Source organism: Streptomyces sp. NPDC001980 (assembly GCF_040296885.1).
GTDB lineage: Bacteria > Actinomycetota > Actinomycetes > Streptomycetales > Streptomycetaceae > Streptomyces.
In genome coordinates, this window is the sequence record NZ_JBEOYD010000009.1 from 186,633 (window position 1) to 202,950 (window position 16,318).

At 69.3% G+C, this 16,318-nt stretch carries 17 protein-coding genes; 13 read left to right on the forward strand and 4 right to left on the reverse strand.

Going from position 1 to position 16,318, the window contains the following annotated elements; genetic code table 11:
- Positions 1-20 precede the first annotated feature (20 nt).
- Entirely contained in the window at positions 21-716 is a 696-nt protein-coding gene (locus ABT137_RS16495) for a demethylmenaquinone methyltransferase (protein WP_089099844.1), read from the forward strand.
- Positions 717-731: 15 nt separating this feature from the next.
- On the opposite strand, the gene ABT137_RS16500 is transcribed toward ABT137_RS16495, so the two are convergent.
- Both ABT137_RS16500 and ABT137_RS16505 read right to left on the reverse strand, forming a co-directional pair.
- On the reverse strand, positions 732-1,043 hold the full coding sequence (locus ABT137_RS16500; protein ID WP_351708868.1) for a PASTA domain-containing protein: 312 nt from the start codon (positions 1,041-1,043) through the stop codon (positions 732-734).
- Between the two features lie 110 nt (positions 1,044-1,153).
- Positions 1,154-1,690: a GNAT family N-acetyltransferase gene (locus ABT137_RS16505; protein ID WP_351708871.1), complete on the reverse strand. Its 537-nt coding sequence runs from the start codon at positions 1,688-1,690 to the stop codon at positions 1,154-1,156.
- 48 nt (positions 1,691-1,738) lie between these two features.
- Here ABT137_RS16505 and ABT137_RS16510 point away from each other — a divergent pair, with 48 nt between their 5' ends.
- Positions 1,739-3,073, forward strand: a complete 1,335-nt coding sequence (locus tag ABT137_RS16510) for a geranylgeranyl reductase family protein (RefSeq protein ID WP_351708874.1) — start codon at positions 1,739-1,741, stop codon at positions 3,071-3,073.
- Positions 3,074-3,079: 6 nt separating this feature from the next.
- On the opposite strand, the gene def is transcribed toward ABT137_RS16510, so the two are convergent.
- Complete coding sequence (gene def / locus ABT137_RS16515) at positions 3,080-3,706, reverse strand: peptide deformylase (RefSeq protein ID WP_351708877.1); 627 nt, start codon at positions 3,704-3,706, stop codon at positions 3,080-3,082.
- Between the two features lie 290 nt (positions 3,707-3,996).
- On the reverse strand, positions 3,997-4,815 hold the full coding sequence (locus tag ABT137_RS16520; protein ID WP_351708880.1) for a C40 family peptidase: 819 nt from the start codon (positions 4,813-4,815) through the stop codon (positions 3,997-3,999).
- 803 nt (positions 4,816-5,618) lie between these two features.
- Here ABT137_RS16520 and ABT137_RS16525 point away from each other — a divergent pair.
- The 11 genes from ABT137_RS16525 to nuoK are packed head-to-tail and all read left to right on the forward strand — an operon-like array spanning position 5,619 to position 16,310.
- On the forward strand, positions 5,619-5,978 hold the full coding sequence (locus ABT137_RS16525) for an NADH-quinone oxidoreductase subunit A (protein WP_007383963.1): 360 nt from the start codon (positions 5,619-5,621) through the stop codon (positions 5,976-5,978).
- Positions 5,979-5,991: 13 nt separating this feature from the next.
- Positions 5,992-6,546: a NuoB/complex I 20 kDa subunit family protein gene (locus ABT137_RS16530; RefSeq protein ID WP_235456089.1), complete on the forward strand. Its 555-nt coding sequence runs from the start codon at positions 5,992-5,994 to the stop codon at positions 6,544-6,546.
- Complete coding sequence (locus ABT137_RS16535) at positions 6,543-7,286, forward strand: NADH-quinone oxidoreductase subunit C (RefSeq protein WP_351708884.1); 744 nt, start codon at positions 6,543-6,545, stop codon at positions 7,284-7,286. The genes ABT137_RS16530 and ABT137_RS16535 overlap by 4 nt, the downstream gene beginning before the upstream one ends.
- Entirely contained in the window at positions 7,283-8,605 is a 1,323-nt protein-coding gene (locus ABT137_RS16540; protein WP_351708887.1) for an NADH-quinone oxidoreductase subunit D, read from the forward strand. The genes ABT137_RS16535 and ABT137_RS16540 overlap by 4 nt, the downstream gene beginning before the upstream one ends.
- The gene (nuoE, locus tag ABT137_RS16545) at positions 8,602-9,366 is read left to right on the forward strand and encodes an NADH-quinone oxidoreductase subunit NuoE (protein WP_351708889.1); all 765 of its coding nucleotides are present in this window, start codon (positions 8,602-8,604) and stop codon (positions 9,364-9,366) included. The genes ABT137_RS16540 and nuoE overlap by 4 nt, the downstream gene beginning before the upstream one ends.
- Complete coding sequence (nuoF, locus tag ABT137_RS16550; protein ID WP_502984522.1) at positions 9,366-10,712, forward strand: NADH-quinone oxidoreductase subunit NuoF; 1,347 nt, start codon at positions 9,366-9,368, stop codon at positions 10,710-10,712. Before nuoE ends, nuoF begins: the two co-directional genes overlap by 1 nt.
- Entirely contained in the window at positions 10,709-13,213 is a 2,505-nt protein-coding gene (locus ABT137_RS16555) for an NADH-quinone oxidoreductase subunit G (protein WP_351708894.1), read from the forward strand. Before nuoF ends, ABT137_RS16555 begins: the two co-directional genes overlap by 4 nt.
- The gene (gene nuoH / locus ABT137_RS16560; RefSeq protein ID WP_351708897.1) at positions 13,210-14,574 is read left to right on the forward strand and encodes an NADH-quinone oxidoreductase subunit NuoH; all 1,365 of its coding nucleotides are present in this window, start codon (positions 13,210-13,212) and stop codon (positions 14,572-14,574) included. Before ABT137_RS16555 ends, nuoH begins: the two co-directional genes overlap by 4 nt.
- Positions 14,567-15,175 (forward strand): NADH-quinone oxidoreductase subunit NuoI, encoded by a 609-nt coding sequence (gene nuoI / locus ABT137_RS16565; RefSeq protein ID WP_351708900.1) that lies wholly within the window; start codon positions 14,567-14,569, stop codon positions 15,173-15,175. Before nuoH ends, nuoI begins: the two co-directional genes overlap by 8 nt.
- Positions 15,172-16,014, forward strand: a complete 843-nt coding sequence (locus ABT137_RS16570; protein WP_351708903.1) for an NADH-quinone oxidoreductase subunit J — start codon at positions 15,172-15,174, stop codon at positions 16,012-16,014. The genes nuoI and ABT137_RS16570 overlap by 4 nt, the downstream gene beginning before the upstream one ends.
- Entirely contained in the window at positions 16,011-16,310 is a 300-nt protein-coding gene (gene nuoK / locus ABT137_RS16575) for an NADH-quinone oxidoreductase subunit NuoK (RefSeq protein ID WP_046726439.1), read from the forward strand. Before ABT137_RS16570 ends, nuoK begins: the two co-directional genes overlap by 4 nt.
- Positions 16,311-16,318: the final 8 nt, after the last annotated feature.

Here is a 16,318-nt window from a genome sequence, read left to right on the forward strand (position 1 = left end):
GTGCTGCAAGAATGGCGAGCGTGACCCGCGCCTCCCTGAACAAGCAGCCGCACGAAGTCGCCTCGATGTTCGACGACGTGGCGGAACGGTACGACCTGACCAACGACGTGCTGTCGCTCGGCCAGGACCGGCAGTGGCGGAAGGAGGTCGCCAAGGCGGTCGACGCGCGCCCCGCGCAGAAGATCCTGGACCTGGCGGCCGGCACGGGCACCTCCTCCCAGCCGTTCGTCCGGGCCGGCGCCTACGTCGTGCCCTGCGACTTCTCCCTGGGCATGCTCCAGGTCGGCAAGCGGCGCAACGCCTGGATGCCCTTCACCGCCGGGGACGCCACCCGGCTGCCGTTCGGGGACGACACCTTCGACGCCGTGACGATCTCCTTCGGGCTGCGCAACGTCCAGGACACCGACGCGGCCCTGCGCGAGATGTACCGGGTGACACGGCCCGGCGGGCGGGTCGTGATCTGCGAGTTCTCGCACCCGACCTGGGCGCCCTTCCGGACCGTCTACACCGAGTACCTGATGCGGGCCCTGCCGCCGGTCGCCCGCGCGGTCTCCTCCAACCCGGACGCCTACGTCTACCTCGCCGAGTCCATCCGCGCCTGGCCCGACCAGCCCGCGCTGGCCGGGCGGCTGCGCGCGGCGGGCTGGTCGAAGGTGGCCTGGCGCAACCTCACCGGTGGGATCGTCGCCCTGCACCGGGGCTTCAAGGAGGCCTGAGCCCCGACCGGGGACTCACAGGCTGCTCACCTCGAAGGTGTTGTCCCCGGGCTGGTCCAGCTCCCGTTGCAGCCCGCCCCTGGGCGGCCGTGGGATGCGCGGCTCGCGCACGCCCCCGCCGCCCTCCCCCTCACCGAAGTCGAACCACACGTACACCATGGAGTCCCGCGGCACCTCGGCACCGGGCTGCGGGAACTGGCGCACGACGTAGTCGACGACCGTGAGATGGAAGTCCGGCCGGTCCGGCGCGTTCAGAAACAGACCCCGCGACCGGGCGGTCTCGCGCGCGTCCACGGCCATCAGTCCGACCAGCCGTGGCACACGCACTTCGGGTGTTTTGGGTGTTATATGCACAGATGTCACCCCCAGCGGTACTGGAAGGGTAACCCGCGGCATATGGCGGCCGGAAGCGACAAGTGTCTTTCTGTAACAGATCGTCACTCTCTGTAGTCGAGTGTGCCGTCGTCCCGCAGGTCGAGCCGGAAGCAGAGCGCCTCCTCCGGGAGCCGCGGGTGCGGGAACGTCTGCGCCAGATCCATGCCGAGGCGTCGGGTCACCGCGACCGACCGCTCGTTCCCCGGCCGCACCATCGCCACCACCTCCGGCACGCCGGCCGCCCGCAGCCGCTCCACCGTCATCCGCGCCGCCGCGGTCGCGTACCCCTTGCCCCAGTGGTCCCGCCCGAGCCGCCAGCCGATCTCGATCTCCCCCCTGGGACCCCACTCCTGCGGCCACGGCTGGGCGCCGGTGAATCCGATGACCTGCCCGGCCTCGTCGGTCATCGTCCACAGGCAGAAGCCGAGCTCGGCGTCGTGCCGGCGCTGGCGGGCGGTGAGCTCCTCGTAGACGGACAGCTCGGCGGACCTGCCGCCGTGGAACTCCATGACCTCCGGGTCGTCGAAGACCCGGTGCCAGGCGAACGCGTCCTCATGCGTGGGCACGCGCAGCCGTACCGCGGGGAGAGCTCGGTTCACAGGGACAGCCCTTCAGCAGGGTGATCGGTACCGCTGAATAGACTGCCCATGTCCAGTGCCGGTCGGCACGCAGATTTCGAGCCTTGGGGAGACCCTGCCGTGACCGAGCCCCTCTCCGAAAACACCGCCGATGTCATCGTCGTCGGCGCGGGGCCAGCCGGCTCCACGACGGCATATCACCTCGCCAAGTCCGGCCTTGACGTGCTGCTGCTGGAGAAGACCGAGTTCCCGCGCGAGAAGGTGTGCGGCGACGGCCTCACCCCGCGTGCGGTGAAACAGCTGGTCGCCATGGGCGTCGACATCTCCGAGGAGGCCGGCTGGCTGCGCAACAAGGGCCTGCGCATCGTCGGTGGCGGCACCCGCCTGCAGCTGGACTGGCCGGATCTCGCCTCCTTCCCCGACTACGGCCTCGTCCGCAAGCGCGACGACTTCGACGAACAGCTCGCCCGGCAGGCGCAGAAGGCGGGCGCCCGCCTCTTCGAGCGCTGCAACGTCGGCGCTCCGATCGTCGACGACCGCACCGGCCGGATCACCGGCGTGCACGCCAAGCTCGGCGAGGAGAAGCGCGAGGTCACCTTCCACGCGCCGCTCGTCGTGGCCGCCGACGGCAACTCCACCCGGCTCTCCCTCGCGATGGGCCTGCACCGCCGCGAGGACCGCCCGATGGGTGTGGCCGTCCGGACCTACTTCACCTCCCCCCGGCACGAGGACGACTACCTGGAGTCCTGGCTGGAACTCTGGGACCGCCGCGGCCCCCAGGACCGCCTGCTGCCCGGCTACGGCTGGATCTTCGGCATGGGCGACGGCACCTCCAACGTGGGTCTCGGCGTCCTGAACACCTCCGACTCCTTCAAGGAACTGGACTGGCGCGAGGTCCTCAAGGCCTGGTGCGCCTCCATGCCCGAGGACTGGGGCTACACCCCCGAGAACATGACCGGCCCGATCCGCGGCGCCGCCCTCCCCATGGCCTTCAACCGGCAGCCCCACTACACCCGCGGCCTGCTCCTCGTCGGCGACGCCGGCGGCCTGGTGAACCCCTTCAACGGCGAGGGCATCGCCTACGCCATGGAGTCCGGCCAGATCGCCGCCGACGTCATCGTGCAGGCCCACGCGCGGGCCACGCCCAGTGGGCGCGAGATGGCTCTGCAGCGCTACCCGCGCGTTCTCAAGGACACCTACGGCGGCTACTACACGCTGGGCCGCGCCTTCGTGAAGCTCATCGGCAACCCGAAGGTCATGCAGATCGCCGCCCAGCGCGGCCTGACCCACCCGCTGCTGATGAAGTTCACCCTGAAGCTCCTGGCGAACCTCACCGACCCGACCGGCGGTGACGCGATGGACCGCATCATCAACGGCCTGAGCAAGGTGGCCCCGAAGGCCTGACCGCTCCTAGGAGCCGATCGCCTCGATGTTGGCGGCCCGGCGGGCGTAGACGTCCTCCCGCCGGTCCGCCATCTGCCGCAGCGCTTCCTTCCGCTCCCGCTTGGAGAGCCGGTCGAGATACACACGCCCGTTCACATGGTCGGTCTCGTGCGCCAGGCAGCGGGCGAAATACCCTGTTCCCTCGACGGTGAGCGGATTGCCGTCCTTGTCCTGTCCGTGCATGACCGCCCGGTCCGGCCGCGGTACGTCCATCACGGCGCCCGGCACCGACAGACACCCCTCGCTGTCGTCGAGCAGCCGCCGCCCGGCCGGGTCCGGTGCCACCAGTACGGGGTTGACGATGTGCCCGACATGTCGGACACCGTCGTCGTCGGGGCAGTCGTACACGAACAGCCGCAGATCGACCCCGACTTGGTTCGCCGCGAGGCCGGCTCCCTCGGCGATGTACATGGTGAGGAACATGTCGTCGATGAGCGCGGCGAGGTCGGGACCGAACTCGGTGACGTCCCGGCACGGCTTGTGCAGGACGTCCTCGCCGGTCTCGGTGATGCGGCGCACCGAACCGCGCCGGGCCTCGGGGGCGTGCCGGGGGTAGTAGTCCGTGGGGTTTCCCTGGACGAAGACGCGTGGCATCGCGGTGTCTCCTTCTCGGATCTCGGGGCCGCCGCTCCGTGCGAGCGGCCTGCACCGAGCATCCCAGGAGTCACCGGATCACGGGCGTGCCTGTGGACAACTCTCGTGGCGGCCTGCGGGCTGTGGACAACCGGGAGAGGGGCGGCCCGCGGAAGGGTGATCCGCGGGGGAGGAGCCGGCGAGGCGGCGGGCCTCGGGCGGGCGGGCACGCCGGAAGGGCCGCTGCCCCCGAGCGGCTGCGGCCCTACCGTGCTTGCGTGATGCCCGAGTTGTCTTTGTTGCCCGGGTTGTCAGAGCACCCGCACCGCGCCGGTCGGCGGGTCGTACGACAGCGGGTGCTCGCCGACGCCGCTGGAGGGGTTCTGTGCGCCCACGAACATGCCGTCACCCACGTACACCGCCACGTGGTACGCGCTGCCGGCGCTGCCCCAGTAGAGGATGTCGCCGGGCTGGAGGTTGCTCAGTGAGACCTGGGTGCCCTGCGTCGACTGGTCCTGGGAGACGCGCGGCAGGCTGACGCCGACCGACTTGAAGGCGGCCTGGACGAGACCCGAGCAGTCCCACGAGTTGGGGCCCGTGCCGCCGGAGACGTAGGCGTCGCCGATCTGAGCCTTCACGAAGGCGACCACCGCGGCGGCCGAACCGGTCGCCGTGGACGTGCTCGTGGACGTGCTCGTGGAGGCGCTGGAGCCCGTGGAGGCGCTGAGGGTGGTCCGCTCGGCGCTCCGCGAGGCGGCGCGCTCCGCGGCGGCCTTACGGGCCTCCTCGGCCTTCTTCTTCTTGGCTTCGGCCTTCTGCTTCGCCTCGGCGAGGTCCGCCTTGGCCTGCTTCGCGGCATTTGCGGCCGCCGCGTCGCGCTCGGCCTGGAGGGTGTAGTTCGCCGCGGCCTGCTGCGTGGCGTCGGCGGACTGGGCCACCTGGGTGGCCAGATCGGCCGTCAGAGTGGGCAGTTCGAGCGTCTGCGTCACGGGTTCGGCGGCACTCGCCGAGGCCGCGCCCGCCGCTGCCATGCCGAGGACGCCACTGGCAACTCCGGCGCGCACGGCGATGCCTGTCGTCGCGCTGCGGCGGGGTTTCCGGTGGCTGCGTATGTGAGCGGTGTGGGACATGGGAACAACCGGTATCAGGGGCTCCTTCATATCTACAAGAAACGTGTGCTGCGCCACAGTTGCTCAATCGAGACGGCGAATCCCTCGCGTGTCTTTCTTTATTGACGCCGTAACGGACATTGCGGACGCCTGTGATCAAGCCCGTGATCACGTTCTTTCGCTGTTACGTCCGGATTGCCCCCCGCTTACCATCGGTCGGGATGGTTGGCCAAGCCCCGTTCTCAGACGCCTCTCATCGATGTGGCGGAGGTCACGGAACGGTTACCGGGAGGGGTGCGTCTCGCGTGGGATCGCGTCGGGCGTCGGGTGGGCGTCGGGTGTGCGTCGGTCGGCGGCCACGGTCCGCCCGGGTTCGTGAACGCGTGCACGCGTCCACATCGGGACCCGCGCCTCCCTCCGATGTGTGAATGCGGCCCTCTATCAAGGCGCCCCGTCCATCGCGAATTTGCATGCAGGGGAACTCTCTTGATATGGAGACGCTCGCCCGAGACCCCCTCCCGTCTGCGTCAACAGTCGAGATTGTCACTTCTGGTGATCAGCTGAACGCTTCGCGTATGAAGATCACTACTCATCCGACTTCATGATCGATCGTCAGGTGGTGGAGATCACAAAGCTTGTGTAATACCCCGTGTCGCAGATCACAGAGCGGCGGGCATAAGATGCGAGGCAGTTGGGCTTGTGACCTGCTTCACATGTTCGCGATCTTCGCCCGGGACGCGCGGGGTTCGCGGGACGGATGAGGCAGGTGGGGAGCCCGATCCGAACCGCCACCAGTCAGTGCCGACTGAGAGGAGCGAGGAGCGGTGAACGCCTATGCGCCCATCCTCGTACTGGGAGCCCTCGGGGCAGGCTTTGCGATCTTCTCCGTGGTCATGGCCACGCTGATCGGTCCGAAGCGGTACAACCGCGCCAAGCTCGAAGCCTACGAGTGCGGTATCGAGCCGACCCCCACGCCGGCCGGCGGCGGGCGTTTCCCGATCAAGTACTACCTGACGGCGATGCTCTTCATCGTCTTCGACATCGAGATCGTCTTCCTCTACCCGTGGGCCGTCACCTTCGACGCCCTGGGTGTTTTCGGGCTCGTGGAGATGCTGCTCTTCGTGCTCACCGTCTTCGTCGCCTACGCGTACGTCTGGCGGCGCGGCGGCCTGGAATGGGACTGAGGGGCCTTTAGACATGGGACTCGAAGAAAAGCTGCCGAGCGGATTCCTGCTGACCACCGTCGAGCAGGCCGCGGGCTGGGTGCGCAAGGCGTCCGTCTTCCCCGCCACCTTCGGCCTCGCCTGCTGCGCCATCGAGATGATGACCACCGGCGCCGGCCGCTACGACCTGGCCCGCTTCGGCATGGAGGTCTTCCGCGGCTCACCCCGCCAGGCCGACCTCATGATCGTCGCCGGCCGGGTCAGCCAGAAGATGGCGCCGGTGCTCAGGCAGGTCTACGACCAGATGCCCAACCCGAAGTGGGTGATCTCCATGGGCGTCTGTGCCTCCTCGGGCGGCATGTTCAACAACTACGCGATCGTCCAGGGCGTCGACCACATCGTCCCCGTCGACATCTACCTGCCGGGCTGCCCGCCGCGCCCCGAGATGCTGATGGACGCGATCCTCAAGCTCCACCAGAAGATCCAGACCTCCAAGCTCGGCGTCAACGCGCAGGAAGCGGCCCGGGAGGCGGAGGAGGCGGCGCTCAAGGCCCTGCCCACGATCGAGATGAAGGGGCTGCTGCGGTGAGCGACGCGAACGGCCACAACGGGGTCACCCCGGAGAAGGACCTCGGCACCGACAACCTCCCCGGCCAGCGCGGCCAGGGAGGTGAGGAGATCCGCGTCCAGCGCGGCATGTTCGGCGCCAACAACGGCGGCGACACCTCCGGCTACGGCGGCCTGGTCCGCTCGGTCCGGCTCCCGGGACCGGCGGCCCGCCCCTACGGCGGCTGGTTCGACGAGGTCGCCGACGAACTGGAGGGCGCCCTGGAGGAACAAGGTCTCCTCCCCGAGAACGCCATCGAGAAGACGGTCGTCGACCGCGGCGAGCTCACCTTCCACGTCGAACGCGAGCACCTGCCGCGCGTCGCCCGCACCCTGCGCGACGACCCGGCCCTGCGCTTCGAGCTGTGCACCGGCGTCAGCGGCGTCCACTACCTCCACGACAAGGGCCGCGAGCTGCACGCCGTCTACCACCTGCGCTCGATCACCCACAACCGGCTGATCCGCCTGGAGGTCAGCGCCCCGGACGCCGATCCGCACATCCCGTCCCTGGTCTCCGTCTATCCGACCAACGACTGGCACGAGCGCGAGACCTACGACTTCTTCGGGATCGTCTTCGACGGTCACCCGGCCCTGACGCGGATCATGATGCCGGACGACTGGCAGGGCCATCCGCAGCGCAAGGACTACCCCCTCGGCGGCATCCCCGTCGAATACAAGGGCGCCCAGATCCCGGCTCCGGACCAGCGGAGGTCGTACTCATGAGCACGCAGCACGCAACTCCGCGGGAGACCACCGAGGGCACCGTATATACGGTCACCGGCGGCGACTGGGACGAGATCGTCCAGTCCGCGGCCCGCGCCGACGACGAACGCATCGTCGTCAACATGGGTCCCCAGCATCCGTCCACCCATGGAGTGCTCCGCCTCATCCTGGAGATCGACGGCGAGACGGTCACCGAGGCCCGCTGCGGCATCGGCTACCTCCACACCGGTATCGAGAAGAACCTCGAGTTCCGCACGTGGACGCAGGGCACCACGTTCGTGACGCGCATGGACTACCTGACGTCCTTCTTCAACGAGACCGCCTACTGCCTCGCCGTCGAGAAGCTCCTCGGCATCGAGGACCAGATCAGCGAGCGCGCCGAGATCATCCGGGTGCTCCTCATGGAGCTGAACCGGCTCTCCTCCCACCTGGTGTGCATCGCCACGGGCGGCATGGAACTCGGCGCGACCACGATCATGATCTACGGCTTCCGCGATCGTGAAATGATTCTCGATCTCTACGAGCTCATCACCGGCCTGCGGATGAACCACGCGTACATCCGCCCCGGCGGCCTCGCCCAGGACCTGCCGCCCGGCGCGGTCGACCAGATCCGCGAGTTCGTGAAGAAGATGCGGAAGAACCTCCCGGAGTACGACAAGCTCGCCACCGGGAACCCCATCTTCAAGGCCCGCATGCAGGACATCGGCTACCTCGACCTGGCGGGCTGCATGGCCCTCGGCGCCACCGGCCCGATCCTGCGCGCCGCCGGCCTGCCGCACGACCTGCGCAAGGCACAGCCGTACTGCGGCTACGAGACGTACGACTTCGAGATCCCGACCGCCGACACCTGCGACGCCTACGGCCGCTTCCTGGTCCGCCTGGAGGAGATGCGCCAGTCGCTCGGGATCGTCGAGCAGTGCCTGGACCGGCTCCAGCCCGGACCGGTCATGGTCGCCGACAAGAAGATCGCCTGGCCCGCCCAGCTCGCCCTCGGGCCGGACGGACTCGGCAACTCCCTCGACCACATCAAGAAGATCATGGGCACCTCCATGGAGGCCCTGATCCACCACTTCAAGCTGGTCACCGAGGGCTTCCGGGTCCCGCCCGGGCAGGCCTACGTGGCCGTCGAGTCACCCAAGGGCGAGCTCGGCGTGCACGCCGTGTCCGACGGCGGCACCCGCCCCTACCGGGTCCACTTCCGCGACCCGTCCTTCACCAACCTGCAGGCCATGGCGGCGATGTGCGAGGGCGGCCAGGTCGCCGACGTCATCGTCGCCGTGGCATCCATCGACCCCGTGATGGGAGGCGTCGACCGGTGACCACCTCTTCCTCGGAGCGCGGTGTCAGCCTGGGCATGCCCGAGCTGCCCGCGCCCGCCTACCCGGACGACGTCCGGGCCCGCCTGGAGGCGGACGCGCGCGACATCGTCGCCCGCTACCCCGACTCCCGGTCCGCCCTGCTGCCGTTGCTGCACCTCGTGCAGGCGGAGGAGGGCCATGTCACGCGCACCGGGATGCAGTTCTGCGCGGACGTCCTGGAGCTGACCACGGCCGAGGTCACCGCTGTCGCCACCTTCTACACCATGTACCGGCGCAAGCCCTCCGGCGACTACCAGGTGGGCGTCTGCACCAACACGCTGTGCGCGGTCATGGGCGGCGACGCGATCTTCGAGACCCTCCAGGAGCACCTGGGCGTCGGCAACGGCGAGACCACCGGCGACGGCAAGGTCACCCTGGAGCACATCGAGTGCAACGCGGCCTGCGACTTCGCGCCGGTCGTGATGGTCAACTGGGAGTTCTTCGACAACCAGACCCCGGCCAGCGCCACCCGCCTCGTCGACGACCTGCGCGCGGGCCGGGACGTGGAGCCCACCCGCGGCGCCCGGCTGTGCACCTTCAAGGAGACCGCACGGATCCTGGCCGGCTTCCCCGACGAACGGCCCGGGGCCGTCGAGGAGAGCGGCAGCGCCGGACCCGCCTCACTGGTGGGCCTGCGTCTGGCCAAGGGCGAGACCGCACGCGTGGTCCATCCGCGCGCCCAGGGATCCCAGGAAGCACCGTCCGCAGAGGAGGGGGAGTGATGACGGTGGCACCCGACCTGAAGGACACCAGTCCCGAGAAGCTGCTCGCACCCGTGCTGTCGGCCTTCTGGGACGAGGACCGGTCCTGGACGCTCGACGTCTACCGAAGGCACGAAGGATACGAGGGGCTCCGCAAGGCGCTCGCCATGTCGCCGGACGACCTGATCGCCTATGTCAAGGAGTCCGGACTGCGCGGCCGCGGCGGCGCGGGGTTCCCCACCGGGATGAAGTGGCAGTTCATTCCACAGGGAGACGGCAAACCGCACTATCTGGTTGTCAACGCCGACGAGTCGGAGCCCGGGACCTGCAAGGACATCCCGCTCCTGTTCGCCAACCCGCACAGCCTCATCGAGGGCATCGTGATCGCGTGCTACGCCATCCGGTCGTCGCATGCCTTCATCTATCTGCGTGGTGAAGTCGTCCCCGTCCTGCGGCGGTTGCACGAGGCCGTACGCGAGGCCTACGCGGCCGGCTACCTCGGCGAGAACGTCCTCGGCAGCGGACTCGACCTGCAGCTCACCGTGCACGCCGGCGCCGGCGCGTACATCTGCGGTGAGGAGACCGCACTGCTCGACTCGCTCGAAGGCCGTCGTGGTCAACCGCGGCTCCGTCCCCCCTTCCCGGCTGTCGAAGGGCTCTACGCCTGCCCGACTGTTGTGAACAACGTCGAGTCCATCGCCTCGGTTCCCGCCATCCTGCACAAGGGCAAGGAATGGTTCAGGTCGATGGGGAGCGAGAAGTCGCCCGGCTTCACGCTCTACTCCCTCAGCGGCCACGTCGCGAGCCCCGGCCAGTACGAGGCACCGCTCGGCATCACCCTGCGCCAGCTCCTCGACATGAGCGGCGGGATGCGGCCCGGCCACCGCCTGAAGTTCTGGACCCCGGGCGGCTCCTCGACGCCGATGTTCACCGACGAGCACCTCGACGTCCCTCTCGACTACGAAGGAGTGGGCGCCGCCGGTTCCATGCTCGGCACGAAAGCACTCCAGTGCTTCGACGAGACCACCTGCGTCGTCCGCGCCGTCACCCGGTGGACCGAGTTCTACGCCCACGAGTCCTGCGGCAAGTGCACCCCCTGCCGCGAAGGCACCTACTGGCTCGTGCAGTTGCTGCGCGACATCGAGGACGGCAAGGGCGTGATGTCCGACCTCGACAAGCTCAACGACATCGCCGACAACATCAACGGCAAGTCCTTCTGCGCCCTCGGCGACGGCGCAGCGTCCCCGATCTTCTCCTCGCTGAAGTACTTCCGCGAGGAGTACGAACAGCACATCACGGGCCGGGGCTGCCCCTTCGACCCGGCCAAGTCGACGGCCTGGGCGGACCGCCCGGAGGTGAACGCATGACCGTGACCACGAGTTCCCCCTCCTCGGGGGGAACGGCGGCGGTCCCGCCGGAGGACCTCGTCACGCTGACGATCGACGGCATCGAGATCAGCGTGCCCAAGGGCACCCTGGTCATCCGCGCCGCCGAACAGCTCGGCATCGAGATCCCCCGCTTCTGCGACCACCCCCTGCTGGACCCGGCCGGCGCCTGCCGCCAGTGCATCGTCGAGGTCGAGGGCCAGCGCAAGCCCATGGCCTCCTGCACGATCACCTGTACGGACGGCATGGTGGTGAAGACTCACCTCACGTCGCCCGTCGCCGAGAAGGCCCAGCACGGCGTGATGGAGCTGCTGCTCATCAACCACCCGCTGGACTGCCCGGTCTGCGACAAGGGCGGCGAGTGCCCGCTGCAGAACCAGGCGATGTCGCACGGCAACGCCGAGTCCCGCTTCGACGGCCGCAAACGCACCTACGAGAAGCCCGTCCCGATCTCCACCCAGGTGCTCCTCGACCGTGAACGGTGCGTGCTGTGCGCCCGCTGCACCCGGTTCTCCAACCAGGTCGCCGGCGACCCGATGATCGAACTCCTGGAGCGCGGCGCGCTGCAGCAGGTCGGCACCGGCGAGGGTGACCCGTTCGAGTCGTACTTCTCCGGTAACACCATCCAGATCTGCCCGGTCGGCGCGCTGACCTCGGCGGCGTATCGCTTCCGCTCCCGCCCCTTCGACCTGATCTCCTCGCCGTCGGTGTGCGAGCACTGCTCGGGCGGCTGCGCCACCCGCACCGACCACCGGCGCGGCAAGGTCATGCGGCGGCTCGCCGCCAACGACCCCGAGGTCAACGAGGAGTGGATCTGCGACAAGGGACGCTTCGCGTTCCGGTACACGCAGCAGAAGGACCGCCTGGAGACCCCGCTGGTCCGCAACGCCCAGGGCGTCCTCGAACCCGCCTCCTGGCCGGAGGCCCTCGAAGCCGCCGCCCAGGGACTCGCCGCCGCCCGCTCCCGGGCCGGCGTCCTCACCGGCGGCCGGCTCACCATCGAGGACGCCTACGCGTACAGCAAGTTCGCGCGCGTGGCCCTCGACACCAACGACATCGACTTCCGCGCGCGCGTGCACAGCAGCGAGGAAGCCGACTTCCTGGCCGCGCGAGTGGCGGGACGAGGCCGCGACCTGGACGGTACAGGCGTCACCTACACCTCCGTGGAGAAGGCGCCCGCCGTCCTGCTGGTCGGGTTCGAGTCGGAGGAGGAGGCGCCCGGCGTCTTCCTGCGGCTGCGCAAGGCCTGGCGCAAGCACAAGCAGCAGGTGTTCTCCCTCGCCACGTACGCCACGCGCGGACTGGAGAAAACCGGCGGCACGCTGCTGCCGGCCGCTCCCGGCACCGAGACCGAGTGGCTGGACGCCCTCGCCGGCGGCGTCGGCCTGGAGGAGTCCGGTGCCCGCGCCGCCGAGGCGCTGCGCTCCGACGGCGCGGTGATCGTCGTAGGAGAGCGGCTGGCGTCGGTCGCCGGCGGCCTCACCGCCGCCGTACGGGCCGCCACCGCCACCGGCGCCCAGCTGGTGTGGATCCCGCGCCGGGCCGGTGAGCGCGGCGCGATCGAGGCGGGTGCGCTGCCGTCGCTGCTGCCGGGCGGCCGCCCGGCCACCGACCCACGCGCGCGTGAGGAGGTCGCCGCCGCCTGGGGCGTCTCCGAACTCCCGCTCCGCTACGGCCGCGACACCGGCCAGATCGTCGAGGCCGCCGCCCGCGGCGAACTCTCCGCCCTGCTGGTCGCCGGCGTCGAGGTCGCCGACCTGCCCGACCCGGCACGCGCGCGTACGGCACTCGAAGCCGTCGGCTTCCTGGTCTCCCTGGAACTGCGGCCCAGCGAGGTCACCGAACACGCCGACGTCGTCCTGCCGGTCGCCGCGGTCGCCGAGAAGGCCGGCACCTTCCTCAACTGGGAAGGCCGGGCGCGTCTCTTCGAGGCCGCCCTCAAGCCCGAGCAGATGACCCGGCGGCTCCCGCCCACCGACGCGCGCGTGCTGCAGATGCTCGCCGACGCCATGGACGTCCACCTCGGCCTGCCCGACCTGCGCACCGCGCGGGCGGAACTGGACCGGCTCGGCGCCTGGGACGGCCCGAAGGCCTCCGAACCGCTGGAGACGGCAGCCTCGCTGCCCAGGCCCGCCGCCGGGGAGGCCGTGCTCGCCGGGCACCGGCTCCTCCTCGACCAGGGCGTCCTCCAGGACGGCGACGACGCACTGGCAGGCACCCGGCACGCCGCCCACGCGCGCGTGTCCGCGGCGACCGCCGCCGAGGCGGGCGTCGACAACGGCGGCCTCCTCGCCGTCACCGCAGGCTCCGGCACCGTCGAACTCCCGCTCAAGATCACCGAGATGCCCGACCGCGTGGTCTGGCTCCCGCTGAACTCGGCCGGCGGCGGCGTCGCCTCCGACACCGGGGCGCAGCCCGGCTCCCTCGTCCGCATCGGCCCGGCGGCCACCGCCGGCGAGGCACCCAAGGAGGTGGAGGCATGAACCCGTACCTCGCCGCTGAAGACCTCTCCATGTTCGGCCGCGACCCCTGGTGGCTGGTCGTCATCAAGGCGGTCTTCTGCTTCGCCTTCCTGATGGTGACCGTGCTGATCTCCATCGTCATGGAGCGCAAGGTCGTCGCCTGGATGCAGCTGCGCATCGGCCCCAACCGGCACGGCCCCTGGGGCATGCTCCAGTCGCTCGCCGACGGCATCAAACTGATGCTCAAGGAAGACGTCGTCGTCAAACGCGCCGACAAGGCCGTCTACGTCCTCGCGCCGATCGTCGCGGCCGTCCCGGCGTTCATGGCCATCGCGGTCATCCCGTTCGGACCGGCCGACAACGAGATCTCCATCTTCGGCCACCGCACCACGATGCAGCTCACCGACCTGCCGATCGCGATGCTCTACATCCTCGCGGTCGCCTCCGTCGGCATCTACGGCATCGTCCTCGCCGGCTGGAGCTCCGGCTCCACCTACCCGCTCCTCGGCGGCCTGCGCTCCTGCGCCCAGATGATCTCCTACGAGATCGCCATGGGTGCCGCGTTCGCCTCCGTGTTCCTGTACTCCGGGTCGATGTCGACGTCCACGATCGTCGACCAGCAGCAGGGCCGCTGGTACATCCTGCTGCTGCCGGTCTCGTTCATCCTCTACGTCGTCACCATGATCGGCGAGACCAACCGCGCCCCCTTCGACATGCCCGAGTCCGAGGGCGACCTCGTCGGCGGCTTCAACACCGAGTACTCGTCGATCAAGTTCGCGATGTTCATGCTCGCCGAGTACGTCAACATGGTGACCGTCTCGGCTGTGTCGACCACCCTGTTCCTCGGCGGCTGGCGGGCCCCCTGGCCGATCAGCACCGTCTGGGCGGGCGCCAACCACGGCTGGTGGCCGATGCTCTGGTTCGTCGCCAAGGTCGTTCTGCTGCTGTTCGGCTTCGTCTGGGTACGCGGCACGCTCCCGCGTGTGCGCTACGACCAGCTGATGAAGCTCGGCTGGAAGGTCCTCATCCCGGTCTCCGTCGTCTGGCTGATGCTCGTCGCGACCGTCCGGACCCTGCGCAACCAGAACTACGACTTCGCCGACATCGCCCTCTACGTCGGCGGTGGAGTCCTCACACTGCTGGTCCTGTCCTTCGTCGTCGACATGTTCCGCGACAAGGGCCAGGAGGCCGGGCAACCGGCCGCCGAACCCGTCGCGTTCGACCCGATGGCGGGCGGCTTCCCCGTACCGCCGCTGCCCGGACAGGAACTGCCGCCGGTGCCCCGGCGCACCCCGCGCCGGGAGCGGGAGCTGATTGTCAGTGGCGGATCGGACACTGTCAGTGACGGATCTACGGATGGAAAGGAGGCGTCCGATGGCTGAGGAGCCCAAGGAGACCAAGCCCGGTTTCCAGAACCCCGTGGCCGGCTTCGGCGTGACCTTCAAGGCCATGTTCAAGAAGCGGCTGACCGAGCAGTACCCGGAGCAGGCGAAGACCACGGCCCCGCGGTTCCACGGACGGCACCAGCTCAACCGCCATCCGGACGGCCTGGAGAAGTGCGTCGGCTGCGAGCTGTGCGCCTGGGCCTGCCCCGCCGACGCCATCTACGTGGAAGGCGCCGACAACACCGACGAGGAGCGCTACTCGCCGGGCGAGCGCTACGGCCGCGTCTACCAGATCAACTACGCCCGCTGCATCCTGTGCGGCCTGTGCATCGAGGCGTGCCCCACGCGCGCGCTCACGATGACCAACGAGTTCGAACTGGCCGACAGCAGCCGCGCCAACCTCATCTACACCAAGGAGCAGCTGCTCGCCGGTCTGGAAGAGGGCATGGTCGACACCCCGCACTCGATCTTCCCGGGGACCGACGAACAGGACTACTACCGGGGCCTGGTCACCGAGGCCGCGCCCGGGACCGTACGCCAGGTGGCCGTCTCCAAGGGCGAAAAGCCCGAGGAGCAGGACCAGGGGGTGGGCGCATGAGCGCGCAGCTCGCCGCCTACACCACCTCCACCGGCGAGGCCTTCCAGTTCTGGGTCCTCGGCACCGTCGCGGTGATCGGCGCCCTGTCCACCGTCTTCATGAAGCGGGCCGTGCACAGCGCGCTGTCGCTCGCCGGAACCATGATCGTCCTGGCGGTGTTCTACCTCGCCAACGGCGCCTACTTCCTCGGCATCGTGCAGATCGTCGTCTACACCGGCGCGATCATGATGCTGTTCCTCTTCGTGGTGATGCTGGTTGGCGTGACCGCCGCCGACTCCCTGAAGGAGACCATCAAGGGCCAGCGCTGGCTGGCCCTTCTGTGCGGGGTCGGCTTCGGCGTCCTGCTCCTCGCGGGCATCGCCAACGCCTCCCTGAAGGACTTCGCGGGCACCGGCCAGGCCAACGCCAACGGCAACGTGGAGGGCCTCGCCGCCCTCATCTTCACCAAGTACGTCTTCGCCTTCGAAATCACCGGCGCCCTGCTCATCACCGCCGCCATCGGCGCCATGGTGCTCACCCACCGCGAGCGCACCGAACGCGCCAAGACCCAGCGCGAGCAGTCCGAGCAGCGCGTCCGCGACGGCAAGCACCTGCCGCCGCTGCCCGCCCCCGGCGTCTACGCCCGGCACAACGCCGTGGACATCGCCGGCCTGCTCCCCGACGGCACCCCGTCCGACCTCACCGTCAGCAAGACGCTCCGCGACCGCGGCCAGATCCGTGACGTGTCCGCCGAGGCGCTCGGCGACCTGCGGGCCCTGGAACAGCGCTCCGAGGAACGGCTGGAGCGGACCCCGGTCGAGCCCGCGCCCTTCAAGCGCAGCGAGGAGGCGTCGAAGTGAACCCCGTCTACTACCTCTACCTCGCCGCCCTGTTGTTCACGATCGGCGCCACCGGTGTGCTGATCAGACGGAACGCGATCGTCGTCTTCATGTGCATCGAGCTCATGCTGAACGCCTGCAACCTCGCGTTCGTCGTCTTCTCCCGCATGCACGGCAATCTCGACGGCCAGATCATCGCCTTCTTCACGATGGTCGTCGCCGCCGCGGAGGTCGTGGTCGGGCTCGCGATCATCGTGTCGCTGTTCCGTACCCGCCACTCGGCCTCGGTCGACGACGCCAGCCTGATGAAGCTGTAAGGGGTCGC

Coding starts and splice junctions, on each gene's coding strand:
- ABT137_RS16570 (WP_351708903.1), top strand. CDS start 15,172: ATGAGCGCGCAGCTCGCCGCCTACACCACCTCCACCGGCGAGGCCTTC.
- nuoI (WP_351708900.1), top strand. CDS start 14,567: ATGGCTGAGGAGCCCAAGGAGACCAAGCCCGGTTTCCAGAACCCCGTG.
- ABT137_RS16520 (WP_351708880.1), bottom strand. CDS start 4,815: ATGTCCCACACCGCTCACATACGCAGCCACCGGAAACCCCGCCGCAGC.
- nuoF (WP_502984522.1), top strand. CDS start 9,366: ATGACGGTGGCACCCGACCTGAAGGACACCAGTCCCGAGAAGCTGCTC.
- nuoH (WP_351708897.1), top strand. CDS start 13,210: ATGAACCCGTACCTCGCCGCTGAAGACCTCTCCATGTTCGGCCGCGAC.
- ABT137_RS16510 (WP_351708874.1), top strand. CDS start 1,739: ATGTCCAGTGCCGGTCGGCACGCAGATTTCGAGCCTTGGGGAGACCCT.
- ABT137_RS16530 (WP_235456089.1), top strand. CDS start 5,992: ATGGGACTCGAAGAAAAGCTGCCGAGCGGATTCCTGCTGACCACCGTC.
- ABT137_RS16540 (WP_351708887.1), top strand. CDS start 7,283: ATGAGCACGCAGCACGCAACTCCGCGGGAGACCACCGAGGGCACCGTA.
- def (WP_351708877.1), bottom strand. CDS start 3,706: ATGCCACGCGTCTTCGTCCAGGGAAACCCCACGGACTACTACCCCCGG.
- ABT137_RS16555 (WP_351708894.1), top strand. CDS start 10,709: ATGACCGTGACCACGAGTTCCCCCTCCTCGGGGGGAACGGCGGCGGTC.